The following is a 24,085-nucleotide window of genomic DNA, read 5'->3' on the forward strand; positions in this document are numbered from 1 at the left end:
TTGACAAATTTAATCAATATTAATTCTTTCAAAGCCACTTGGCGCTGAGTATGGAAAAGAAAAATCTTCGTTGAAGGTAACTGACTTATAATCAATACCTATAAAGCTTGTTCCTTTTTCTTGTGCTGCTTCGATTGAAAATCTTTTAGGAAGTGTTCCTTCTGGAAAATCTGTATGTTCTTGGTAAAAAACAGTTAAGCTTTTGCCTTGCGATTCTTCGGTAAGGGTTTGCATTTTGAGTAAAAACTGCGCAGCATCAAAATAATATCCTTGTTTTATTGTAGACTTGTTTGCAGATTCTAATGCATACATATCTTCAAAAATGGAAGAATTATATTTAGAGTCACGCAAATTGTCCAATGGCTGCCCTAGTAGCAAATTTTGAATTTTCTCGAAATTTAATTCAGTTCCCAACCATTTACTCAGGGTCGAATAATCACCATCAAAATATTTAGAATTTGGCTTTTCATAATACTGAACTCGATCTGGAGTAATTAACGCTTTCGCCATTGTGATTCCCAAGAATCGAATGCTTACCAAAATCATTTCGTCTTTTTTGATTTTGATTTCGGCGGTTACAGATTGCGATTGTTTGTTGTCCTTGTACGAAACGTTTGCTTTGATGTATGCAGTTGAAAAGTCGATTTCATCATTGGCATAATGATTTTTGATAATCTTTTCGGCAGATAAATTTTTCTCCGCTTTTTCGGTCGCAACTGTGGCTTTAGACTTGCAAGCGAAAAAAAGTGGTAGTAATAGAAGTAGTACGAATTTGCGCATTATTTTTTAAATTGTTTTAGTAATTTTTCAGCTTTGATAAAGTAAGTTTCCTTTTTTTTCTGATCTCCCAATCCGTTTGCTGCTTCGCCCAACTGAATCAAGAAATTGATTTCGAGTTGTGGATTATTAACAACATAAAAATAACCTTCATCTAAAACGGCAAGTGCTTTTTTATATTGCTGTAGCTGATTATTTGCCAGTCCATTGTAATAATACATTTGTGGTTGGGCCGGAAAAAGATCAATCATATCGGCAGAAGTTTTCAGCATTTTATCAAATTCTCCAGTATGACTGTACGCTTCCATTAATAGAAACACCGATTTATAATCGTCGGAATTTTCCTTTAGATGCTGCTCGTAGTATTTCACCACATTTGGCCAATCGCCAGTATTGCTGTAAAACTTTGCTACTTCTTTTGAAACATCCACAGGATCATTATCAAAATATTTGATTGAATTTTCTACTTCGGCGGCATATTGAGGTTTGCCTTGTGAGAAAATTAAAAACTCATTAAGAACTCGATGTTTTATTTTTCTGTCGATTGTCTTACTAGCCAAAACGCGCTTCATTGATGCGACTGCTTTCTCGCCATCATTGTTATTAACGTGAAATTTAAAAAGTCCAATCTGTGCAAATTCAGATTCGGGGATAGCTTTTTCTAATTTCTTGGCAATTTCCAACGCTTTCTCTTCTTGATTGCTTTCAGAGTACATTAGAATCAATGCCAAATAGTTGGACTCGTCTTTTGGATTTTTGGCAATTTGATCTAAAAGATTTTTCTTTTCTGGACCTTGGTATTTTGCATCTTGCAGAATCTGTGCTTTATAAAGTTCACGCATATCGCGCTTGCCCACAGTTTCATTCAGTTCATTAATCAAATCTAAAGCTTTGTCATATTGCTGCGTGCTCATATAAAGAGCGGTTAAATCTTCTTTGTATTCTACTTTAAAATCAATCAGTTTTGTGACAATTGTAATGGCGCGGTTAAAATCTTTGGTCTCGTAAGCGACATCATACATCCCAACGTAGTACCACATATTTGTAGGATCTAGTTTGGTTGCTTTTTCAAAAGCTTCGTAAGCTCTAGGATAATTGCGTTGTGCGAGCAGATTCTTGCCCATTTCGTGGTACAAAACAGCATTGTTGGGTTGTTGTTTCAGACATTTTTCGAGAAACGTAATTGCTCGGTCGTAATTGCCAATTCCTTTTTGAGTTAAAGCCTCGTAAAAGTTATTCAGAAACTGATCGTCTTCCAGAGGAATTGTATCTGGCTCAGCCTGTGCCATGGCAGGATTTGCAGACAAACACATTGCTGCAAATAATCCCGAGATAACAACTTTGTAGTAATTCATTTTTTTGATTTTCAAAATGCAGCTCAACAAAAATAGATAAAAAAAACTTCAATGACTTATCTTGATGAAGTATGATTTTATTAAGTCGATTTACTTACTCTGCTTGCAGAAGTCAACAAAAACTTATTTGTCAGCGAATTGGATATCACCGAAGATTCAAAATATAATATTTGATATAGATATTTATGGATTGACTTATTTTCCTACGCTAATACTCAGATTAGGTAATTCGACCTGTAATTTTATTTTCGCTTTTAAGGCTGTAAAAACTTTCAATAAAGTTTCCATTGTTGCATTACTAGCGTTGCTTTCAAGTCTCGAAATCTGTGCTTTTTGTACACCGATTAATTTCCCCAAGTCTTCCTGAGTTAAATTTCGTTCTTTTCTAGCTTCTTTAATTGCTTTTCCAATGAGATCCATTTGAAGTTCATATTCAAATATTTCTCGGTCAGGCGTTCCTCTTTTACCGATTAATTTATCTTGAACTTCATCTAAAGTATGTGTGTTCATTATTTGTTTTGTTTTAATGCTTTGTCCGCAAAGTATTTTTCTCTACTACTTAAAGCCTTTTCAATTTCTTGGTCGGGAACTTTGCTCCTCTTTTTTATAAATCCGTGTGTAGAAATAACCAAAGTTTCGGTTGCGGAGGTTTTATCCCAAAACGCAAGTAGGCGATATTGAAAACCTTGATATAAAGTTCGAAATTGGCTTCGCCGAACCACTTCCTTAGGTTTCCCAGATTTCGTTATTTAATTTTTTAAAAAGTTCTGCATCAACCTGAATTTGCGATTTACGAATATTGTAAAGTATTTTCTCGTAATGCTTTTTTTCCAATCCACTTAAAAATCAAAGGCTTCATCCAAAAATATAATTTCGAAAAGTTTCGCCATCGCCAATAATTTAATAAAGTAAAGACACTAAAGGTTTCGTTTTAACGAAAATTTTTAGTGTCTTTTTTTTTCGATTTGGTCCAAATAAAAATAATAACATTAGGATAAGGCAGCGGTTCAAGGACATTGTTTGCAAGACCACGAACTAATTCAGCCGAAAAATCTCAATTGCAATCAATTGCTTGATCATATAAGTCCAAACCAATTGTATAATGCAAGGTGTAATTTTTTCTATTTATTACATCTGTATTGTAATCGTCGTAATTTTTCAGATTAAATGGTCCAGTTCCTCCATTAACACCAACGCCGTTATTAATTTCTCTAGTAAAAGTCAGACATTTATTATCTTCAAAAACTAGTACCAAAGAATCTCCGACAAAATTACTTTGTATAGAATAAAAAGGTGCCGTTATCGGTTTTCCTACAGAAATGATTTCTTTTGATTCTCCAGCGTTGATTGAATATTGCTCTGATAAATCTCTGTTAGTATCATAAACCTTCATAATCAGATTTCTGTCGCTAGTATTTTGATAAATATAAGTTGCAGTACGTCTTTCATCAATTTCACCTTTCTCACAAGAGGTAAAGAGGGTTGCTATTATAAGAACACTAATTCCAGTAAGTAAATAGTGCATCCACGTTATTTTTTGTTGCATTGTTATCTGAATTTTTAATATTATCTCTCCAATTATTCCACGTTCTTTCACCTTGTAAAGCATCTTCAATTTGCCTTATCGTATAACCACTAACTTGGTCATATCCGCTTACTCCATCAATCATATCTGGAACTATCCCTGTATAATTAGAAGAGGGCTCACTATATCCATCTTTTTTTCGGGCGAACCACGTTGTGAAAAGTGGATATGTCATTCTTGTTAATTCCCACTCTACCCCCCTCGCCCATGATTCTTTAACTATTTTTTGACTGTCTTTATAATCAGTTTTTTTCATATTGAAATGTGAAGCGTGCGCTAATTCATGAATTGTTGTTGCATAAATTTCACAACTAGGAGAAGTTGGATTGTAAATTCTAACGGAAGGAAATATACCTAAAAATCTAGCTGCACATCTATAATCACCATTGATATTAATATTATTCTCGTAGAATGCGCCTATTTTCATTTGAGGTTTCCACGATCCATTTTCTGGTGGACGTCTTAAGCCTTTTATATTTTTATAATAATAATGCAACGCTGCTCTGTGAATATGACCATAATATTCATCGGAGCCTCCTTGTATATTTTTATTCCAATCTTGTCTCTTCATTAGTGGACCTCTTAATTCTGCTTGACCAAAATTACCACTCCTAATGCTGTAGTGATATCTTTCCCATTGAATAATGTATCTAGCTTCTCCCCGAATTGTACCCGTCGAAAAATAACCATTTGAATTAGATATTCCGCTATCGACTGTGAACCATTGTCGAATTAGAATTTTAGCGCCTTCTAATGGCATAAGAGATTGAACCTTTGTTGATAGATTGCGCTCGCAACTTTCTGCTATTTTAATTGTTCCTGCGGGACGCCATTTCTTACCGAAAAACCAACGATTAGTGAGTGTAGATCCTTCTTCTAAAACTTCTTCTTCGTGGCCGGTTCTAACAAATGCGTCAAAAATTAAATGATTATACAAATCAGTTTTATTATTGATTTTATATGTAATTAGATATCGCTCCTGTTCCTCAGTATCGTTAAAAAAATTATCTTGTTCGGGAATATACAATTCTTCTAAAACTTCATAAGGCACGGCAGGAATTGCTTTGTTTATTTGTATAGCACTATAATAATCTGGAATACTATCTTTTTTAAATTTTCGATTATCCAAAAAGTCATCTTTATATTCATAATCTAGTCTGTAATTAAAAAGGAATAATGTAGAGTCTGCTTTTAATAATGACTCTTCTTGTATGCTTTTGGGCTTGAACTTCACATAAAGATGAGAAGCAACAATTGTCAAATTTTCTAACTCTACAAAAGGAGAATCTGGATTTTTTCGCTTGATATCCATTAGAGACATTTTCATATTTGACACCGTGTAAGGGTTTTCGAGTTTTAAAGAATCTCCAACAAAATGTCGTTCTGACAATTTACCAGAACTATGCTGAGAATTATTATAATCCATCACATCATCATTATTCTCACAAGAACAAAATATTAAAATTACTGCAGTTGCAAACAGCTTAGAGATTTCTTTCATATTTTAAAATTAAATTTGATTTAAAACGAGTTACAAATGTTATTATAATAAGTATATTAAAATAAACTGTTAGAAAATAATTTATCACTATTCCAAAACCGAATAATCTCCAATACTAATACTTGTGAAATTTCCATCAAATGTGGCATAATTCCCAATCATTGCATTGTCAATATTAGCGTTGTGAATATGGCTATGATTTTGAATCAAGCTATTGCGAACGGCTGAATCTGTAACAGTGCAATCATTTCCGATTGAAACATTTGGACCAACAGTTGAATTTGTAAGCACTACATTTTCGCCAATAAAACACGGCTGAATGATTGTTGAATTATTACTGATTACCGAATCTGACACTAGATTTTGACCATCAGCCATCAGGAAGTTTAGCAATCTTGAATTGGTATCGACAGTTACATTCTTGTTTCCGCAGTCCATCCATTCGTCAACTTTTCCTGGAACAAAAAGAAGTCCTTTCTGCTTCATATTTTCAAGCGCGTCAGTAAGTTGGTATTCGCCTCCTTTAATTACGTTGTTGTCTAAAAGATACTGAAGTTCGGCACGAAGTGTTTCGCCACTTTTGAAATAGTAGATTCCGATGATTGCAAGATCTGAAACAAATTGCGCAGGTTTCTCTACGAAATCTACGATTTGGTTTTTATCATTTAATTGAACAACTCCAAAAGCACTTGGATCTTCAACTTGCTTTACCCAAACAACGCTATCCGCATTTGTATCTAAAGAAAAGTCTGCACGGAAAAGCGTATCGGCGTAAGCAACTACGACTGGTCCTTGCAAAGATTCTTTTGCGCACATAATTGCGTGAGCGGTTCCCAAAGCTTCATTTTGATAGCAGATTGTTCCTTTTGCACCCAACTTTTCGGCAATGGCAAGAAGGTCTTTTTCTACCTGAACTCCAAAATCCTTGTGAATAATAAAAGAAATCTCTTCGATTTTCTCGTTGATTACCGCAGCGATATCTTCGACAAGACGGTGCACAATTGGTTTTCCTGCAATAGGAATAAGTGGTTTTGGAATTGTAAGAGTATGTGGTCTAAGACGTGATCCTCGACCCGCCATTGGAACAATTATTTTCATTCGGTTATGCTTTGTGGTTATATACTATATTTTTTTGTTCGATTTATTCAGAGATTATTTCACTCCTGTGCTACCAAAACCGCCTTCTCCTCTATCTGAAGTTGACAATTCTAAAGCTTCTGACCATTCGGCACGTTCGTGTTTTGCAATTACAAGTTGCGCAATACGATCGGCATTTTCGATGGTAAAAGCTTGGTTGGAAAGGTTGACTAGAATAACGCCAATTTCGCCACGATAGTCTGCATCAATTGTTCCAGGAGCATTAAGGCAAGTGATTCCGTTTTTGATTGCTAGTCCACTACGAGGTCGAACTTGTGCTTCGATTCCCACAGGAAGTTCGATAAAAAGTCCGGTTTTGATCAAAGCTCTTTCGAGCGGTTGAAGCGTAATTGATTCAGAAATTGATGCACGAAGATCCATTCCTGCCGAAGCGATTGTTTCGTAAGAAGGAAGTTCGTTTTGTGATTTATTGATGATTTTGACTTTCATATCTAATGTTGTTTTGAAACCTGATCGTTTTTAGCCGTGATTGCAATGGAAAGCCCGGAGCGAAAAAATCGTGAATTTCCTGAACCAAAAGAGCGACCGGAGGAAGCTCCTTTTGGGGCATTGGAAATACCGATTTTTTAGTGAGGACTTGCAATGGAAAGCGCGAATAGCTTCATATTATTATTCTTATTTTACTTTTAATACCTTGAAAATCACATCTTTTTCGTTTTTGTAAATAAAATAGGCGAATACGAGTAATAAGGCGGTGCCAATATAGTAGTTTTCTCTAAAATAGTAGAAGGAAACGACCGAGAAAATGATGGAAGTTGCGAGATAAGCGACGATTTTTTTCATATCGTAGGGAATTGGGTAGTATTTATTTCCCCAACTGTAGGAAATTAACATCATTGTGGAATATGCGGCTAATGTGGCGATTGCGGAGCCCAAATATCCGATGCTTGGAATGAGTAAAAAGTTGAGCGCAATGGTGACTGCCGCTCCGATTATGGAGATAATTGCTCCGATATATGTCTTGTCTATCAGCTTGTACCAAACGGATAAATTGGTGTAAATTCCTAAGAAAAAGTTTGCCAAAATAATTAGCGGCAGTACTTTCATCGCTTCCCAATAACTGCTATCTTGAATCATAATAACTTTGAGAATATCGGCAAATACCACGACTCCCAGCTGAATAAATGCGCCGAAAATCACAAAATATTTGGTGATCATCGCATAGGTTTGTGGTGCATTTTCATTGTGGGCGTAACTGAAGAAAAACGGTTCGATTCCGAGCGTATAAGCGGTTCGGAAAAGCACCATGAAAACCCCAAGTTTGTAGATTGCGCCGTAAATTCCTACCTGCGCGGTGGCGGTATTTGGCGGTAAAAGGTATTCTAAAAGGATTTTGTCGATGTGTTCGTTGATGGCGAAAGCGATTCCTGCAAAGAGAATTGGCCATCCGTAGCGCATCATTTTTCGCCATAATTTGAAATTAAAGTGCCATTTGATGCGGAAATAATTGTCCGAAAGCATTGAGAATGTAAAAAGCGATGCGATGATATTTGATACGAAAATATAGCCAATTTGGAAATCTTCGAAATAGATAGATCCAAGGAAACTGTTTGGATTTCGTTCATTAATTTCGGGTAGAATTGTCAAGAAAAAAATGTTGAAAGCTAGCATTATCACAACATTTAAAATCTTAATGATAGCATATTTTCCTGACTTTCCTTGCGCTCGCAATTTGGAAAATGGAATGATGACAAATGCATCAAGTGCGAGAATCCAAATCGCGTAAGTGACGTACTGCGCTCCAATTCCGGACCATTCGGCGAGTTGCGACTTGAAAATAAGTCCCAAGCTGAGAAACAATATGGTACTCCAAAATATGGAAACGGTCGAGGTCTCGATGACTGAATTCTTGTTATCCTCTTTGCTATAGAATCTAAAGAATGAGGTTTCCATCCCGTAGGCCAAAATGACATTAAAAAATATCATGTACGCAAAGATTATGGTGACTTGACCGTATTCTTCTTTGGGTAAAAGTCCGGTGTAAAGTGGCACCAAAATGAAGCTAAACATTCGTGGCAAAACGGTTGCGAGACCATAAATGGCAGTTTGCTTAAAGAGGCTTTTGAATAATCCCAAAGTAGATTTGATTTTTTAGAGGAGCAAAGATAGGGAAATGGATAGTAGGGATATTAGATTTTAGATTTTAGATTTACGAGATGGAATTTGGAATTTGTGTTTGATTAGCGATTGGAAATTAGCGAAAGGAGATTGGAAAGAGTGTCGTAGCGATGACTGATCGGCTGCTACTAGTTTATATAACTATGGATTGTATCTTATATTTGATAATTTCGGTTTCTCATTTCATTTAGATGGTTTTGATTCTTTTGATTTTTTCGATTTTTCTTTGGCTGCCCGCGCCGAAAAAGGCGCGCCGGGCTCTCCGCTGTATCTTTTTTGTTAGAGGATTTTGGGGAAAGGAAGGCTATTTTTGGCAACAAAAAAGGATGCCGCTGCGATCCCTGTCAGGGGAATTCATAACGAATAATCTTTTTAGGAGAGGACCATCAGTAACCATCAATTTACCCATCCCAGGTATTCTTAACAAGTATATATTTTAATTACTTCGATATCCACTTCGTAGTCAACAAAATCCTCATTTTCCTTTGCTTCCCAGTTTTCCCAACAATCTGCGAGAGCGCCTACTATTTCAATTTTTGTTTTATCGAATTTCATTTGTTTAACTGGATAATCCATATAGTCATGTCTATAAATCAATTTACCTTTATTTGGCACTTTGAAATAACCATATTTTTTAATGATTTTGTAATCATCCTTTACTTGATAAAGCTTTAGTTCCCACTCGCCACTACATTCTAAATTGTACAAAATCTTTGGCAATCGCAAAATCAAATCAGCGTAGTTTGTAAATAATACATTCTGTACATTTACATAACCATCTATATTATTGCCTAGCAACAAAAACGATAAATCTTGCTGAATAGTTCTTTTGTAACTTTTTTCGGAGAAAGATATTTTATTTGACATAACTAAATATTTTATGTTACAAATGTAACATAAAATATATAACATCATAGTAATCAATGCTTATAAATACTGAAGAGTTATTAACCATAACAAATTTTGCGTCATCAAAGCAGTTAAGTCGGCAGCATGTATACCGACTTATTGAAAGTAATGAGATTACGAAAGTAGAAATTGACGGGGTGTTATTTATACTGCAAGACGAGAAAGCGAAAAACTTTTTAAGAAAGAGGAAGAGGAGTGTTTAGTGTTTTTAGAAATTGTAAATCTTTCAAATAACCAAGGTCAAAAAACAACATTTCGTTTTAAAATAGATTTTTTTAGGGAGGGGATCTCATTAAGACGACGAGATTTTCAGTACCAATATGAAATGATGTTACCATCAATATCAAAATATCTAGATAACATCATCACTTACAGGATTTTAAAACTAATTTTCGTTTTAAATAGAATCAAAAATTCACTTTTAAATAATTTGATATTATATAAACATTCACTCAATTCAAATTGGATGAATGTATCCAATTGCATATCTTGCACCTAAAAAATAGCATTTAAATGATTTTAAAATTTTCCGGTCATGACACCTTTCATTGTAGACAACAATGGCTTTCTAAAGGATTGCAATTTATTGAGAATCATGGATATAACTCTTTTAATAACACCGAAGTCGCAATTTCAAATTTAGGAGTCGGTAAAAATATGGTGCAGTCAATTCAGCATTGGTTGCGAGCATTTGACTTGATTAGTGAAAATCACGAAATTAAAGAGTTTGCAAGAGATATGTTTTTTGAACCAAAATCTTACGATCCTTATTTAGAAGATGAAGGAAGTTTATGGCTATTGCAATATAAAATCTGCAAGACACAATATGCAAGCATCTATAATATAATTTTTGCCGAATATTTTAATGACAAATTGAATCTAGAATTTTCTGAATTTCAAATCATTCAGTTTATTGAAAGAAAGATACGTGATAAAAGTGAAAGAGAAGTTAGTAAAAACACGCTTAGCTCCGATTTTAAAGCTTTTATAAAGCTATACACAACTCCTACAAAAACTTTAAAAACTATAGAGGACGATTTCAATTCTCCTCTATTGGAACTTAATTTAATATCTCAATTATCTGCAACAGATGGTAGTGAAAAGCAGTTTAGATTGAATAAGGAAGATCGATCAAATATTCCTACAGCAATTTTTGCTTATTGTTTACTTGATCAATTTGATGGTAAAGAAATAGTAAATTACGACGAAGTTAGAAGGACTCTTGGAGCATACTTCTGCTTATCAAATGAATCCTTAGATAATCTAATTGATTTACTATCTACAGTTTATAGCGAATTCGTCTATAAAAACGATGCAGGTATAAGGCAAATTCAGATCAAAGGATTAGATCAAAATTTTAAAAACGATTTATTGCAAGCATATTATGAAAAACAATAGTATCTCAACCAATATATTACGAGACGAATCAAAGGATTTGAATTATGTTGTTACTCCAAACGCAATTCAGATTTATAATCGCATTTTTAAGACTTCATCAAGTAGCAATAAATCCTTTACTCTTATTGGAAATTACGGTACAGGGAAGTCCACATTTTTATGGGCGCTTGAAAAAAACCTACAACGACAAAAACTTTATTTTAGCAGCGACGCTAATTTTGAAGATAAAGAGTACGAGTTCATAAAATTGATTGGTGAAAATAATTCTCTACGTAATTCACTTTCTAAACTTCTATCGTCCAAAATATTATCTGCTTCAGAAATTATAATTGAGTTAGAAAGTAGAAGAAAAAAGGCAGCGAAGAAAAATAAGGGAGTAGTTTTAATAATAGACGAATTTGGCAAGTTCTTAGAGTACATTAATAAAACTAATGATGCCGACGACTTATATTTATTGCAGCTAATTTCAGAATGGGCGAATGACGATGAAAAAGAAGCTTACTTTATAATTTCCTTGCATCAAAGCTTTGTTTCATACGGTAGCAGCTTAGACGTTTCAGATAAACTTGAATGGGAAAAAATTAAAGGCCGTTTCGTTGAATTATTATTTAACGAACCCATTGAGCAGTTACTATTTTTTGCGTCTAAAAAATTGGAAGCGCATGTTTTACCTAACAAAAACTTTAATCGATTCAATCAATTAAACAAGCTAATTAAAAATAATAATCTGGTTAATTATAGTGAAGAAACTAATAGTGATCTCGCACAGAAATTATATCCTTTAGACTGGTTATCTGCAAATATTCTTGTTCAAGCTCTTCAAAGATATGGGCAAAATGAAAGATCTTTGTTTACTTTTTTAGACGACAATTCAGATTTCTCGATTAGCAAATTCAAAGGCGACTTTTACTCCATTGCAAATGTTTATACATATCTAACCAATACTTTAGGTAGCGAAATTTATAGTTTAAGTAATCCTCATAGGTCGCAATGGCAGACTTGTTTTAGAGCACTTGAGAGAGCTGAACTTATTAAAGATATTGATTACAATTTATTGGCAGAGATTATTAAAACGATTTGTCTTACGGCGATATTTACAAAGCCATCTAGTTTACTCAATGAAGAAGTAGTAGCCAAATATATTCATTACACAAGTGAATTTCATATAGATGAAGTTGATGTAGCTATATCCAAATTGAAAGCCGCGGGAGTTTTAAGATTTTATAATCACAGTAATAAACTTAATTTCCTTGAAGGAACCGACATCGATATTGAACAAGAATTAGCTGATGCAACTAAGGAAATTAATCCTGACTTTTCTCTTAAAGATGCTATTTCCGAATTGGTGGATTTTCCAATTATCCTTGTTAAAGAAAATTCTTTCAAAAACGGCACTCCGCGATTCTTTGAATTTAAAATATTAAATGATCTTAGCGATGTTTCGATTGCTGAAGGTGCCGTAGACGGCTACATCAATCTAATTTTTGACAGCAAAATTTCTGAAAAAGACATAAAAAAAGTTTCTAGTTCAGCAGGAAGTAACCTTTTTGTATCCTACAAAAACTCTAAAGAAATCTACAACGAAATCTTCGACATCAATAAATTAAAGCATTTAATTGAGAAACATGCCGAGGATTTAAAAGCCAGAAAATTACTTATTAATGATTTAGAATTCCACAAACAGCAGCTGGAAAAGAAGGTTCTAAATAATTTATTTTTGTCGGATCAACAAAATGTGTGGTTATACAACGGCAAAAAACAAAATATTGATTCTAAGAAGACTTTAAATAAAACTCTTTCAAGAATCTGCGAAAATGAATTTAACAGCAGCCCCGTCTTTAAAAATGAATTGGTAAACAAAGAGTTTCTAAGTACACAAATAAGCTCAGCAAGAAAATCATTCGTCAGACATTTGATGAATAATGAATCTCAGCAGGACGTAGGATTTCCTTACGAAAAATTTCCCCCAGAGAAATCTATTTACATCACATTAGTGAGGGAAAACGGAATTCATAAAAAAAATAGTACTGCCAAAAATTTTAGTTACCACAAACCAGACAACCCATCTTTTTTTCCTCTGTGGGATGAGTGTGAATCATTTTTAAAATCAGCAAATTCATCAAAGCGTAATCTTGGAGAACTATATGATGTTTTGACCAAAGCTCCATTCAAATTAAAGAGAGGCTTTATTGATTTTTGGATACCGCTATTCTTGATAATTAAGCGGGAGGATTTTGCGCTCTTTCATGAAATAAATGGTTTTGTACCATTTCTCAGCGACGATGTCTTTGATCTAATTCATAAATCTCCAACTAACTACTCTATTAAAAGCTATGATGTAACTGGCTTAAAAATAAATGTTTTAGAAAGCTACAAAGAACTGGTTCAAGCATCTAGTGATGAGCAAGGAACAAGCAGCACTTTTCTTTCTATTTTTGGGAATTTTCTGCGGTTTTACAGAGGTCTCAACGAATATGCAATTAATACTAAAAAGATTTCTCCCAAGGCGATTCGTCTACGAGAAGCAATCAAGAATGCAAAAGACCCTGAGGACGCGCTTTTTAATCAATTCCCTTCAGCTTTAGAATTTCATTCCATATCTATAAGTGATGATGAAGAAATATTGAAAACATATACTGCACATGTCGAGCAAGCAATTCGCGAAATACGAACTGCGTTTGACGATTTAATCGATAGAGTGGAACAAAAAATCATAGATTCTTTTGTCTGTGAATCAAAAGATTTTAAAGAATACAAAAAAGAAATCAATTCCAGACTCACCTCTATTAACAAAAGTCTTTTAGGAACACAACAATCTGTTTTTTACACAAGATTAATATCTCCATTAGACGATAGAGCTTCCTGGTTAAAATCAGTTGCTGATGCGGCTCTTGGAAAATCAATTGACAAAATGATTGATGAAGAAGAATTACTCCTAAATACTAACTTACAACACTATTTAGTTAGCCTTATTAGAGCCTCCGATTTGCATGTTTTCTCAAATAAAGACAACACCAAAATGATTTCGATTGAGTTGGTTGGAACTTCTGGAAATATTATAAATGATAAAATTATAATTTCTAGTGAGCGTCATAAAGATTTTGATGTTTTAAAGGGCGAACTACAAAATAGATTAGGTATTTTAGATGTTCATAAAAGAAAGCAGCTTTTGATGGAACTACTATCGAAAGAACTAAATGAAGAAATTGAATTATGAGCGCAATAAAACATGTTTTAGGAATTTCAGGTGGTAAGGACAGCGCTGCATTGGCGATATATATGAATAGAAAACATCCAGACATTGATGTCGAATATTATACTTGCGATACTGGAAAAGAGCTTACAGAAACTTACGATCTGATCAATAAATTAAATTCAGTTCTAGGAAAGAATATTCGCTTATATAAGTCTATAGATGACTTGAATTCTCCAGAAAAAAATCCATTTGATCACTTTTTAGCAATGTACGGGGGATATTTACCTTCTGCAACCGCTCGATGGTGTACCGGCAAAATGAAACTTGAACCTTTCGAAAATGAAATTGGAGACAAACCAACAATTTCTTACGTAGGAATTAGAGGAGATGAAAATCGCGAAGGTTATGTATCAAAAAAAGAAAATATCCAATCAATCTTTCCATTCCGAAAAAACATTTGGAGCGAAGATGTAATTAAAAAATTTCTAGCAAATTCCAATATTGAATTTTTGAAAAGAGAATTTGAACGAGTTTCATCTTCATCGCAACTTCAGATGATTTTGCAATATATCGAACAACCTATTTCCTTGCGTTTTACGCAGAAACAAAAATTAAACGCACTTTTAGATACTGATGTAAAGTTATTCAACAGAGTGGTCTTCGAATTCCTGAAATCGACCGATTATCCAGTTGGTAAGCTTGAAAGCTTTTCGCTGATTGATAATGACGAAGTTTTAGGAATAGATGAAATCTTTAAAGAACTAAAAGATTCAGGTGTCGGTATTCCTGCTTATTATTTACCCTTGGATTATACAGTTGAAATTGATGGGGAAATAAAGACTGGCACATACTCTAGAAGCCGATCTGGATGTTTCTTTTGTTTCTATCAACAAAAAATCGAATGGGTTTGGTTATTAGAGCAACATCCAGAATTGTATGCCAAAGCAATGGAGTATGAAAAAGAAGGATATACTTGGACTATTGAACCACTAATTGATCTCAAAAAACCAGAAAGGGTTCAATCCATAAAAAAAGAGCACTATTTAAGAATGCATAAAATCAAAACGAACGCAAAAAATTCTACTAGTTGGCAAGATGAAATCTTAGAAGCTGAAGGTGAAGGTTGTGCAAGTTGCTTTATATAAATTTATGGCTTATAATATAGATTTTGCAAAAAGAGGTGAGTATTTAATACATATTAAAAAGTTTTTTTTGTATCCAAACAATTGGAATGATACTACTAAGCAAATCCTCATTCCTTTAAAATGGAAAAAATTAAAATTCAATAAAGTAAATAAAAACAAAATACCAAAAAAGACTGGTTTATATTGTTTTATAGTTAATCCAAAATATAACAATTTTATAGCAACTAATTATTTGTTTTATATAGGAAAGACTAATAATTCGTTATTTACAAGATATGGAAATTATTTAGATGAACAATCAGGAAAAGGGAAACCAAGAGATAAAGTTTATGAAATGTTGAATATTTATAAAGATGATATTTATTTTTATTATACTGAAATTTCACATAAAAGTGATGTAGATTTATATGAAGAAACGTTATTAAATGTATTTGTACCCCATGTAAATACAAGTATCCCTGAAGCAAAAATTAATACAGCTCTTAAAAACATTTATGAAAAATAATACACTTAAGATACCTTGTCTAAAAGGAAAAATAGGAACTGACGATGATGGTTGGTTTTATTATACTGGTTTAATGTCTTTTAAAGAAATAGCAAATAGAGTTCAACTTCCTAAAGAAATTGATAAAAATTATTTAAATAATGATTTAAAACTTGGTGAATGGATTCAAAGAGATTTGGATAATAAAAAAACAAAATTGTTAGTTGAATATATAAATACCCAACCTCAAAGATTTTTCAATAGTTTAATATTAGGTATTTTTGACGGAGCACCGGTATGGCAAGAGTTAAAAATTAGTAATCCAAATGACAGTGTAGATTTTTTTAGTGAAGATGAAGCAAAATATTTTTCATCTACAATGGGCGTTTTAACATTAGAAGGGAATGAAAAAATTTTCGCAATCGACGGTCAACATAGAGCAGTAGGTATAAGAGAAGCAATTAAAGATAATAAAGAAATATTAAATGATGAAGTTTCTGTTGTATTTCTAGCACATAGAATGACCATAGATGGAATAGAAAGAACTAGAAGATTGTTCACAACGTTAAACAGATATGCAAAACCAGTTGATTTAAGTGAAATTATTATCCTAAGTGAAGATGACAATAGTGCTATTATTACTAGAAGAATTATTGACGAATTTAAATTATTAGAAAATAAAATTTTAGTAAACAAAAGCCCTTCTATAAATGTAAATAATAAAGAATCATACACAAACATTAGAACTTTATATTCTACGGTTTTGACCTTATTAACAGACAAAAAAATTTTTAATATAACAGTGGATGGATGTAATAGTGATTCTTTTATAAAAAATAGATTAAGTTCAACCGAGTTAGAAGAATTATACAAAAAAATATGTACTGAATTAGATGATTATCTTAATGTCATTCCAGCATTTAAAAAATTCATAAAGGAAGGGGTAGTCGATAGAAAAAGTCATAATACAAATTTAATTTTCAGACCAATAGGTCAGCATATTTTTTTTGACTTAGTAAAGATTGCCAAAAAATATGATAAATTAGAAGATGTTTTAGAATATTTTAAGAAAGACACTTTTAACTTAAACAACCCTGTTTGGAGAAAAATACTTTGGGATGAAGAATCCAATAACATTACAACTCAAAAAACAAGAATTAGATATTCCATTCTTCTAATGTTAGATTTTTTAAATATTAAATTTGTTAAAACAAAAAAAGATCAAGAATTATTTACAGATTTTGGATTTGATTCAAAAAGTGTTTTTAAATAATCAATGTGAAATTATATAAAAAAAATAAATTATTAAATTTACACAAGAAAGCCATTCCTTCTTTTTCAAATTATATTTTACCTTCTAAAAGTAAGTGCATTAACTCACATTCACTTATTTTTAAAAGGGATTTTATTTCTTCAGATCTAAACCATTTTTTATTTGTTTCGCTACCGCACTATTCTACTTATCAGATACTCTTTAATATCTGAATCGTGAAATAATCGTGTAAGTATTCGGTCCATTTTTATACTTTCTATTTTTGACTGCAGCTCTAAGTTATTCCTATAATCATTAATGACATCACTAGTAGTTAACTGCAAGTATTCACGATTGACAAAAGCTTTTAATGGCAAACCTATCGTATTGTTTTTTGAAACAAATACGTTTTTATGCTGCTTCCATACTTGTTGAAATTCAATATTTAAAACATTGATTTCTGTTGTATCACTTTTAGAAATAGAATAAATATTAGATAGAGCTATCAATAAAATTATTTGATGCGGAGCAAGGTTCCCTCTAGCTTTATCTCTTTTTAAATTATCAATAAATTTTGCTGGATTTATCTTCAACTTTTTGAAGCGTTTTCATAGATCGTTGATAATGCAAATGGGTCATCAAAAAGAGTAGAATCGTTATCATATTCCTTCCTTAAATAATGTAAACCACCGAGTGCGAATTGATCACATATTTCTTTTACCTTTTTTAGCAATTCAGATAGACCATTATAGTTTTCAAGGATCTTTTCGCGTGAATTCAACTCTAGTTCGTTAATAATATCTTCTCTCCCGATAACTCTTGCAATACAATATTTATATTGGTTAATATTTTGATTTGACCAATTAGGCATTTTTTGATGCTTATTTTCAAAACCCTTATAATGACGAGAATTGATATTTAATCCAATCATTAAGCAATATATGTACCCTTCATACCAACTTGTTAAATAATTGCCCATCTTACCTTTTGGAAAATCGGAACCAGTTGTACTACTAAATTTGTTAATAAAAGATTCGTATTCTTTATCTATGTACAATGAATGACCAAATATTATACTATCCATCTTATTTAATTAATGTTATTAATCTGTTTTTTTTCTCACCATTCTTTATAGTAATAAATCTAGCATTATTTATATTCTGAACTTTATTAAGTATTGAATGACCAGTGCTATTTAAATCATCTGACCTATCATCCCATAGTTCTTTTGTAATCAAAATATTTTGATTTTGGGCATGATCTAACTGATAATTAAAAAACTCCTCTGTTAAAGCTAATGTCGTATGAGAAGTTGGTGCGTCGGCTATAAATGGATAATCCACATTTCCTTTTGCAATTTCGACTAAACCGAAAATCACAGAAAGTTGTCTAATCGCTTGCGACGCACCGCCTCCTTGATCGGAATTATTACCATATTTATCTACAACTCTAATCTCGAATTCAGGCTTTTTTGCTGAATTTATGCTGAATTCAACTTTAATATTCTGATTATTTAAAACAGCATTACTATTTGTAAAAGCTTTCCATTTTTTATTTGCAACATTTTCTAATTTTATACAAAAAGCTAAATATTCTTCATTTTTAAGTTTCAAAAGATAATTGCTTAACAACTCACTAAAACGTTGCAAATCTTCCGCTATTATAAATTCTTTACTTACTTTTTCTTTTTCATTATTTATCTTGACATTAGACAATTCAAGTTTTTTAGTATTTAATTCTGATATTTTACATTCTCTTTCCTCTTTTAATTTTTCTGCTTTAATTAAAGCGTCATTATAAGTAGATAATGTAATATTATCATCATCATTTTCTTCTAATGTTCCATTAGATTCAACAAATCGTTCACGACATATCTCAATTTCTTTAATTTCCTTTCCTATGCTTATTATTTCATTTTTTTGCTGTGTTATAAAATCCAAATCTATTGGGGAAAATTTATTCAGATAGCCTTGGGATTTTTTTACGAAGTCGTGAACATCTTCCAAAACTTTTAATTCAATATCATCATGATTTAGTTCCTTTTTAAAATATGGAATTAATTTTTCTTTAATATAAATCCTACCTTCATCATTTAGTTTTTGAGAACACACATAGCATTGACCCTCAACTACCATTTGATCTAAAATTAGTGGACTTGGTTGATCTCGTTCCAAGGCAGATAACATTTGCTGTTCCTTTCCGGTTAATCGATCATCCAATTCTGCTCTTCGATTTGCCACATATTCTCTAACTTCTATTGACGTTTGATCTAAAATTTCTTTCTCTAATGTATTTCCTGTTAATTTAGAAATCCAAAAATTACCGTTAATACAACTTTCAACAAATGATTTGTATAGAGCCTTAAGATTACCTTCTTTGTAATAAATATCCTTATTAAATTTATCTATTTCTTCTTTTAATTTCTTTCTTTCTTTAGCCTCATTTGCTTGAGAAGAAAATATATGAATTGTTTTTTCATTTTCTATTATAAATTCCTCTATTTCAATTAACTCTATTTCTTCAAGTATCTCAATTTCTTTCTCTAAACTTTGTTTCTTTTTAATATTGTTTTTTGCAACGACATTGTCTCTATTGTCTTTAGTTTCGATATCGTTTTTTAATTTTTTTATTGATTTAGATAATAGATCTGAAGTATTGTACTTCTTATCTAAAATGTCTAATTCTACTAAATTATTAATTGTATCTACTAACTTATTACCCTTTAAAGGGGTTAAATTTTCAACGTTTTCTCCTTGAACTAAAAAATAATCTTTCAAATTATTTCTCATCAATTCTTTAACACAATCGCTGAAATTTTCCATTGCTGTCTTTAAATTACCTCTTTCTAATCTTTCAACTTTAAATTTAGTTTCAGCAACTTTAATAGTATTAACTTCCTTTCCACACAAAATTTCTTTAGTCAAAATTCTAACTTTCGAATCACCTCTTAAATTTTTTATTTCATATGTTAGTTTTACACCTAAAGTAGTTTTTTCATCGTTCTTTAATGAAGTTTGAATAAAATGGTTTAGCACCTCACAAATATTATTCATATTAATAGAAATAATTTCGTGCTTATTAGATTCAGTATTCTTTAAAATAACTTTGTCTTCAAAAATCCAACGAAAAGCATTATGTAATTTGGATTTTCCAATGTCATTTGTTGCAACAACTATATTTACACCATCTGAAAATTCAAATGTGTTATCTTCGTACTCTCCCTTGTATCCAAACCAATTTTTTAATTGAATTTGTTTAATTACTACTCCCATATTAACTAATTAAATTTGCTACAATTTGCCTTCTAACATTATCATTTGCGATCTCATCAGCTAAAACTGCGTTTAAGTACTTTAAATAAATGTTGTTTTTATTTCTAATAGTATTTACATTTTCACTATCTGCATTCGTTATTTCTGTCCAATGTTTTTTTAGTTCAGTATCAGAGAGTATTTTTCTAAGTATTTGATCTGTATTCATAATTATCACTTTAGTTTATAATTTCATTTTTTACCATTGTATTAATATAACCTTCCGTTAATCCATATTTCTCTAATTCGTTTTTTATTTTTTTGTATGTATTAAATTTATCGGATGAGAGGTCATAAAATTCATACAACCTTTTAAATTCACTAATAATTAAGCGTTCTGCTGTTGAACGATCATTAAAAAACTGAGCGATTGAAGGTAGTACGACAATGTCGTAAATGTGTGCATACTCCTTTATAAAAGTATCAGTCTCATAATTTCTCAAAACCCTACCGCGTCTTTGTACAAACTCTCTATAATTTTGACCCGATGCTACAAAAATCGCATTCATGGTTTTAGGTATATTAACTCCTTCATCCAAACATTTTATTGCTAAAAGCATATGAACCTTTTCACTTTCGAAGTCATTTAAAAGTAATTCTCTCCCTTGAGTAATTCCCAAGAAAGTAGCAGTATTAATTTTCGGAAATTTCTCTTTAATTTCATCTTGCAATAAGAAAATATAACGATCTTCTAAATTATGATCAATACCTTTTGGACAGTAGATTAGTGTATTTGTAAAATTATTATTTTCAACTAACATTTTAATTACCTCAAGTACAGCATTATTCTTATTTCCTGCTTGGTCTTTCAGAAGTTGACGTTTTAAAGCTGCCTTTGTATTAATGGTTTCGCCTTCATTTTTATGATGAAGTTGTTGAGTTAATTTAAGATACTCATCCCATTCTGAATTTGTAAAAGTTACAAAAAATGGTTCATAATGATATTTACATAAAAAGCCATTTTTTATTGCTTCTTCCATACTGTAAGAGTATGTGTAAGGTGGTTGAGTTTTAAAAAAAGATTCGATAAAAATATTTTCATTATTTTCATCCCATAATCTAAGTGGTGTTGCTGATAGGCCTATAGTTTTATTAATCTTGATATCTTCTAATATTTTCATAAAACCATCTGCACCCATGTTGTGAGCTTCGTCAAAAACAACAGTAAAGTCCTTCATTTTATCTCTGAAAATTTTTAAAAATTTGTCGGAAACAAAACTGTCATATGTTATTACAATGTTTAACTCCTTAAGATTAGAATCGTGCATTAAAAGCTTAATGTAGTTGATGTCAGAATTCAATTTTGAGTTATTTGAAGCCCATTTTATGATTGTACTAAAATTACTTAGTTTTAATTCATCAGACCACTGATTAATTAATTCCTTGCCAGGAACTACAATAATATTTTTTTGGAGATTCGATTTTTTAAATTCTTCAATTAAACAATAACACGAAGTCAATGTTTTTCCTGTCCCAGTTGCCATAGCAAATAGTCCTTTATAATCATTATCAACCCAATTATTATATGCTTCAATTTGATAAGGCCTAGGTCCTTCCACATATGGAAATTTTGGAGCTTTTCGATCAGTTTCAATTTTAGCAAAAATATTAGATATTGTTTTACGCATTTTTGAATTTGAAGACATCAATTTTTGTTTCTTTCTAAGAAGTGTTTCTTCTTGAACGAGTAACTCATTTATATCCTTCTTTCCAAATCTGTCTTTTAATACTACTTCAATATCTTTTGTTTGTAAATACTCTACATCATCATCTTTTTCACTAAAATAGTCATCAATTATTTTAAGTTATTTTTTAATCAACTTATTAGACCTTCCATCTTCCCAGCTTAGAAATGCTTCAAGCTGCTCTAAATTTTCAGATAAACCATATAGCGTAAAGTTACAAGACGCCTTATAGCCAACATTATCTTCGCCATCACTAAAAACTCCAGATTTGTAGTGAGCAATTCCTTTTCCATTTTTTGGCTTGATAACTTTAATTTCTATTCTTTTTTGCGATATCAAATAAGTTAAACATTCAAAAAAGTGTGTATCATATTCATCTAAATAGCGATGTAAAATACTTGAATCTGTCAAATCAAATACCTTCAATTCGTTAATATCACTTTCTTCTACTTTATGGATTGCTTCTTTGTCTTTTGAGGAAAGCAAATGATTGATTACCATTCTCATTTTTCCACCTTTGCTTATGAAAGTAGCAAAACCAGCTGATAGCAAGTTGATCGCAGATGAACTGAAATAACCTAACAATAAATGAAATTCAGTACTATTAGTCAATCCATCTAAATAGAATTGTAATGGTTCATCTTCACTCCCTGTTTTATAATCTCTGTCTTCTGACCAATTAACATCTTTCAACATATACTTAAAAATTATATTACTCTTTTAATATTTTAACAACCTGGTCGATTTGTTCAATTTTAGAATTGTAATCAAAGGAAATTCTAACTGAGCTTTCACATTCTTTATCAGTAAAGCCCATCGCTTTCAAAACATGTGAAACTTGCACTAAATTTGAATTGCACGCGGAGCCATTGCTTACAGCGAATTCATTATTTCTTGCTATAAATAAATTTGAATCTAAACCAGGAACAATGACATTTAGAATATTCGATACTCGTGAATCTTTATTTCCGACTATTTGAACACCTTCAATATCCATTAATTTTTGCAGAATATATTCATTGATGTTGCGCAACTCTTCAGAATTATTAGAATTTTCAGCTTCTGCTATTTCGCATGCTTTACCTATACCAACTATTGCTGGAGAGTTGTAAGTACCAGCGCGAAGCCCACCTTCTTGTCCTCCTCCATGAATGAGCGGAGTAAGTTGAATTCCTCTCTTTTTATAAAGGACTCCTACTCCTTTTGGGCCGCTAATTTTGTGGCCGCTAAAACATAGCATATCTATATTATCACGATCGACATCGACAGAAATTTTCCCAACAGCTTGAGTGGCATCACAGAAAAATGCAATATTATTCTGCCGAGCTATTTCCCCAATTTTCGAAATTTCTTGGATAACTCCTGTTTCGTTATTAACGTACATTACTGAAATCAATAGCGTTTCTGGCCTAATAGAATCTTTTAATTCCTGCAGTGAAATTGTACCATCTTTTGAAGCATTTAAATAAGTTACTTCAAAACCTCGCTCTTCTAAATATGAGCAAGTTTCTAAAGCAGCTTTATGTTCGGTTTTGACTGTGATAATATGATTTCCTTTGTCGTAGTTTGCGTCTACAAACCCTTTTAAGGCAAGATTTACAGATTCTGTAGCTCCCGAAGTAAATATAATTTCTGAGGATTCCGCGCCAATTATGGAGGCGACTTGCATCCGCGCTTTATCTACCGCTTCTTTTACTATTTCGCCAAATTTATGAGAGCTACTAGCATTCCCATATAATTCTGTAAAATACGGCAACATTGTATCAAGTACACGTTGTGAAGTTTTTGTTGTACTTGCAGAGTCTAGATAACTGATATGCATTGAAAAAGTTTATTTACAATACTAGTTAAAAAAAACTAAAATAAAAAGGAACATTTAACAAAAAATGTAAAAATATTTAAGATTTTTCTTAAGGTCAGTATTGCTTATAATTTAATGACTTAGATAGTCCAATTATTCTTTAAATCCTTACATCGGTTAATTTTCATTGAAATTATTCCCTTATATAACCTCTCCCCCAGCCCCGATGGGAATGGAAAGCAATGCCGCAAAACCAGGTAGTTTTTTGCCAAAAAAAGAGCGACTAACGGAAGCTCCTTTTTCTTTGTGCAAAATCACCTTGTTTGTGGGATTCTTGGAAAGTACAGCGGGAATAGCTGCCACATAATAATCATAAAAAATATCCTTTAACGTCATGAATTGATTTCGAT

The 24,085-nt window shown here is 31.9% G+C and carries 23 protein-coding genes; 5 read left to right on the plus strand and 18 right to left on the minus strand.

The genetic code is table 11. The features are described from left to right. Nucleotides 1-9 precede the first annotated feature (9 nt). From SBO79_RS02955 to SBO79_RS03000, 10 genes are all read right to left on the minus strand, one after another. Nucleotides 10-780 (minus strand): lipoprotein insertase outer membrane protein LolB1, encoded by a 771-nt coding sequence (locus SBO79_RS02955; protein WP_318641675.1) that lies wholly within the window; start codon nt 778-780, stop codon nt 10-12. Continuing rightward, nucleotides 780-2,132, minus strand: a complete 1,353-nt coding sequence (locus tag SBO79_RS02960; protein WP_318641677.1) for a tetratricopeptide repeat protein — start codon at nt 2,130-2,132, stop codon at nt 780-782. Before SBO79_RS02960 ends, SBO79_RS02955 begins: the two co-directional genes overlap by 1 nt. Before the next feature lie 195 nt (nt 2,133-2,327). Then, nucleotides 2,328-2,642: a helix-turn-helix domain-containing protein gene (locus SBO79_RS02965; RefSeq protein WP_318641679.1), complete on the minus strand. Its 315-nt coding sequence runs from the start codon at nt 2,640-2,642 to the stop codon at nt 2,328-2,330. Then, nucleotides 2,642-2,854, minus strand: coding sequence for a type II toxin-antitoxin system RelE/ParE family toxin (locus SBO79_RS13940; protein WP_406600241.1), 213 nt, complete (start codon nt 2,852-2,854; stop codon nt 2,642-2,644). The genes SBO79_RS02965 and SBO79_RS13940 overlap by 1 nt, the downstream gene beginning before the upstream one ends. A gap of 332 nt (nt 2,855-3,186) precedes the next feature. Next, nucleotides 3,187-3,657 (minus strand): hypothetical protein, encoded by a 471-nt coding sequence (locus SBO79_RS02975; protein WP_318641681.1) that lies wholly within the window; start codon nt 3,655-3,657, stop codon nt 3,187-3,189. Further along, nucleotides 3,632-5,218: a hypothetical protein gene (locus SBO79_RS02980; protein ID WP_318641682.1), complete on the minus strand. Its 1,587-nt coding sequence runs from the start codon at nt 5,216-5,218 to the stop codon at nt 3,632-3,634. The genes SBO79_RS02975 and SBO79_RS02980 overlap by 26 nt, the downstream gene beginning before the upstream one ends. Nucleotides 5,219-5,305: 87 nt before the next feature. Beyond that, the gene (locus SBO79_RS02985; RefSeq protein WP_318641684.1) at nt 5,306-6,316 is read right to left on the minus strand and encodes a sugar phosphate nucleotidyltransferase; all 1,011 of its coding nucleotides are present in this window, start codon (nt 6,314-6,316) and stop codon (nt 5,306-5,308) included. A 54-nt stretch (nt 6,317-6,370) separates the two neighbouring features. Continuing rightward, nucleotides 6,371-6,805 carry a dUTP diphosphatase gene (gene dut / locus SBO79_RS02990; RefSeq protein ID WP_318641686.1) on the minus strand — a complete coding sequence of 145 codons (435 nt, stop codon included), beginning with the start codon at nt 6,803-6,805 and terminating at the stop codon, nt 6,371-6,373. 186 nt (nt 6,806-6,991) lie between these two features. Next, nucleotides 6,992-8,452, minus strand: coding sequence for a lipopolysaccharide biosynthesis protein (locus tag SBO79_RS02995; protein WP_318641688.1), 1,461 nt, complete (start codon nt 8,450-8,452; stop codon nt 6,992-6,994). 462 nt (nt 8,453-8,914) lie between these two features. Beyond that, nucleotides 8,915-9,361 carry a hypothetical protein gene (locus tag SBO79_RS03000; RefSeq protein ID WP_318641690.1) on the minus strand — a complete coding sequence of 149 codons (447 nt, stop codon included), beginning with the start codon at nt 9,359-9,361 and terminating at the stop codon, nt 8,915-8,917. Nucleotides 9,362-9,916: 555 nt separating this feature from the next. Between SBO79_RS03000 and SBO79_RS03005 the strand changes: the two genes are divergently transcribed. The 5 genes from SBO79_RS03005 to SBO79_RS03025 are packed head-to-tail and all read left to right on the plus strand — an operon-like array spanning nt 9,917 to nt 16,899. After that, the gene (locus SBO79_RS03005; protein WP_318641692.1) at nt 9,917-10,801 is read left to right on the plus strand and encodes a DUF4007 family protein; all 885 of its coding nucleotides are present in this window, start codon (nt 9,917-9,919) and stop codon (nt 10,799-10,801) included. Then, the gene (locus SBO79_RS03010) at nt 10,788-14,018 is read left to right on the plus strand and encodes a hypothetical protein (protein WP_318641694.1); all 3,231 of its coding nucleotides are present in this window, start codon (nt 10,788-10,790) and stop codon (nt 14,016-14,018) included. The genes SBO79_RS03005 and SBO79_RS03010 overlap by 14 nt, the downstream gene beginning before the upstream one ends. Then, the gene (locus tag SBO79_RS03015) at nt 14,015-15,142 is read left to right on the plus strand and encodes a phosphoadenosine phosphosulfate reductase domain-containing protein (protein ID WP_318641696.1); all 1,128 of its coding nucleotides are present in this window, start codon (nt 14,015-14,017) and stop codon (nt 15,140-15,142) included. The genes SBO79_RS03010 and SBO79_RS03015 overlap by 4 nt, the downstream gene beginning before the upstream one ends. Before the next feature lie 4 nt (nt 15,143-15,146). Continuing rightward, entirely contained in the window at nt 15,147-15,647 is a 501-nt protein-coding gene (locus SBO79_RS03020) for a hypothetical protein (RefSeq protein ID WP_318641699.1), read from the plus strand. Continuing rightward, the gene (locus tag SBO79_RS03025; RefSeq protein ID WP_318641701.1) at nt 15,637-16,899 is read left to right on the plus strand and encodes a DGQHR domain-containing protein; all 1,263 of its coding nucleotides are present in this window, start codon (nt 15,637-15,639) and stop codon (nt 16,897-16,899) included. The genes SBO79_RS03020 and SBO79_RS03025 overlap by 11 nt, the downstream gene beginning before the upstream one ends. A 170-nt stretch (nt 16,900-17,069) precedes the next feature. Here the strand turns inward: SBO79_RS03025 and SBO79_RS03030 are convergent, their stop codons facing one another. The 8 genes from SBO79_RS03030 to SBO79_RS03065 all read right to left on the minus strand — a co-directional run bounded on the left by SBO79_RS03030 (nt 17,070) and on the right by SBO79_RS03065 (nt 24,071). Further along, nucleotides 17,070-17,471: a hypothetical protein gene (locus SBO79_RS03030; RefSeq protein WP_318641703.1), complete on the minus strand. Its 402-nt coding sequence runs from the start codon at nt 17,469-17,471 to the stop codon at nt 17,070-17,072. Continuing rightward, on the minus strand, nt 17,468-17,962 hold the full coding sequence (locus SBO79_RS03035; protein WP_318641705.1) for a hypothetical protein: 495 nt from the start codon (nt 17,960-17,962) through the stop codon (nt 17,468-17,470). Before SBO79_RS03035 ends, SBO79_RS03030 begins: the two co-directional genes overlap by 4 nt. A gap of 1 nt (nt 17,963) precedes the next feature. Continuing rightward, the gene (locus SBO79_RS03040) at nt 17,964-20,150 is read right to left on the minus strand and encodes a hypothetical protein (protein ID WP_318641707.1); all 2,187 of its coding nucleotides are present in this window, start codon (nt 20,148-20,150) and stop codon (nt 17,964-17,966) included. Between the two features lies 1 nt (nt 20,151). After that, complete coding sequence (locus tag SBO79_RS03045) at nt 20,152-20,358, minus strand: hypothetical protein (RefSeq protein WP_318641708.1); 207 nt, start codon at nt 20,356-20,358, stop codon at nt 20,152-20,154. A 10-nt stretch (nt 20,359-20,368) separates the two neighbouring features. Continuing rightward, a complete protein-coding gene (locus tag SBO79_RS03050; RefSeq protein ID WP_318641710.1) occupies nt 20,369-21,835 on the minus strand; it encodes a DEAD/DEAH box helicase family protein in 1,467 nt (488 codons plus the stop codon). A gap of 159 nt (nt 21,836-21,994) precedes the next feature. Continuing rightward, nucleotides 21,995-22,570, minus strand: coding sequence for a phospholipase D-like domain-containing protein (locus SBO79_RS03055; RefSeq protein ID WP_318641712.1), 576 nt, complete (start codon nt 22,568-22,570; stop codon nt 21,995-21,997). A gap of 16 nt (nt 22,571-22,586) precedes the next feature. Then, nucleotides 22,587-23,696: a cysteine desulfurase family protein gene (locus SBO79_RS03060; RefSeq protein WP_318641713.1), complete on the minus strand. Its 1,110-nt coding sequence runs from the start codon at nt 23,694-23,696 to the stop codon at nt 22,587-22,589. Nucleotides 23,697-23,876: 180 nt separating this feature from the next. After that, nucleotides 23,877-24,071 carry a hypothetical protein gene (locus tag SBO79_RS03065; RefSeq protein WP_318641715.1) on the minus strand — a complete coding sequence of 65 codons (195 nt, stop codon included), beginning with the start codon at nt 24,069-24,071 and terminating at the stop codon, nt 23,877-23,879. Nucleotides 24,072-24,085: the final 14 nt, after the last annotated feature.

Source organism: Flavobacterium ardleyense, assembly GCF_033547075.1.
Taxonomy (GTDB): Bacteria; Bacteroidota; Bacteroidia; order Flavobacteriales; family Flavobacteriaceae; genus Flavobacterium; species Flavobacterium ardleyense_A.

Bases quoted from the DNA above. Each gene is read 5' to 3' on its own strand.
- SBO79_RS02955 (WP_318641675.1), bottom strand. From the start codon at position 780: ATGCGCAAATTCGTACTACTTCTATTACTACCACTTTTTTTCGCTTGC.
- SBO79_RS02960 (WP_318641677.1), bottom strand. From the start codon at position 2,132: ATGAATTACTACAAAGTTGTTATCTCGGGATTATTTGCAGCAATGTGT.
- SBO79_RS02965 (WP_318641679.1), bottom strand. From the start codon at position 2,642: ATGAACACACATACTTTAGATGAAGTTCAAGATAAATTAATCGGTAAA.
- SBO79_RS02975 (WP_318641681.1), bottom strand. From the start codon at position 3,657: ATGCACTATTTACTTACTGGAATTAGTGTTCTTATAATAGCAACCCTC.
- SBO79_RS02980 (WP_318641682.1), bottom strand. From the start codon at position 5,218: ATGAAAGAAATCTCTAAGCTGTTTGCAACTGCAGTAATTTTAATATTT.
- SBO79_RS02985 (WP_318641684.1), bottom strand. From the start codon at position 6,316: ATGAAAATAATTGTTCCAATGGCGGGTCGAGGATCACGTCTTAGACCA.
- dut (WP_318641686.1), bottom strand. From the start codon at position 6,805: ATGAAAGTCAAAATCATCAATAAATCACAAAACGAACTTCCTTCTTAC.
- SBO79_RS03000 (WP_318641690.1), bottom strand. From the start codon at position 9,361: ATGTCAAATAAAATATCTTTCTCCGAAAAAAGTTACAAAAGAACTATT.
- SBO79_RS03005 (WP_318641692.1), top strand. From the start codon at position 9,917: ATGATTTTAAAATTTTCCGGTCATGACACCTTTCATTGTAGACAACAA.
- SBO79_RS03010 (WP_318641694.1), top strand. From the start codon at position 10,788: ATGAAAAACAATAGTATCTCAACCAATATATTACGAGACGAATCAAAG.
- SBO79_RS03015 (WP_318641696.1), top strand. From the start codon at position 14,015: ATGAGCGCAATAAAACATGTTTTAGGAATTTCAGGTGGTAAGGACAGC.
- SBO79_RS03020 (WP_318641699.1), top strand. From the start codon at position 15,147: ATGGCTTATAATATAGATTTTGCAAAAAGAGGTGAGTATTTAATACAT.
- SBO79_RS03025 (WP_318641701.1), top strand. From the start codon at position 15,637: ATGAAAAATAATACACTTAAGATACCTTGTCTAAAAGGAAAAATAGGA.
- SBO79_RS03035 (WP_318641705.1), bottom strand. From the start codon at position 17,962: ATGGATAGTATAATATTTGGTCATTCATTGTACATAGATAAAGAATAC.
- SBO79_RS03040 (WP_318641707.1), bottom strand. From the start codon at position 20,150: ATGGGAGTAGTAATTAAACAAATTCAATTAAAAAATTGGTTTGGATAC.
- SBO79_RS03045 (WP_318641708.1), bottom strand. From the start codon at position 20,358: ATGAATACAGATCAAATACTTAGAAAAATACTCTCTGATACTGAACTA.
- SBO79_RS03050 (WP_318641710.1), bottom strand. From the start codon at position 21,835: ATGTCTTCAAATTCAAAAATGCGTAAAACAATATCTAATATTTTTGCT.
- SBO79_RS03055 (WP_318641712.1), bottom strand. From the start codon at position 22,570: ATGTTGAAAGATGTTAATTGGTCAGAAGACAGAGATTATAAAACAGGG.
- SBO79_RS03060 (WP_318641713.1), bottom strand. From the start codon at position 23,696: ATGCATATCAGTTATCTAGACTCTGCAAGTACAACAAAAACTTCACAA.
- SBO79_RS03065 (WP_318641715.1), bottom strand. From the start codon at position 24,071: ATGACGTTAAAGGATATTTTTTATGATTATTATGTGGCAGCTATTCCC.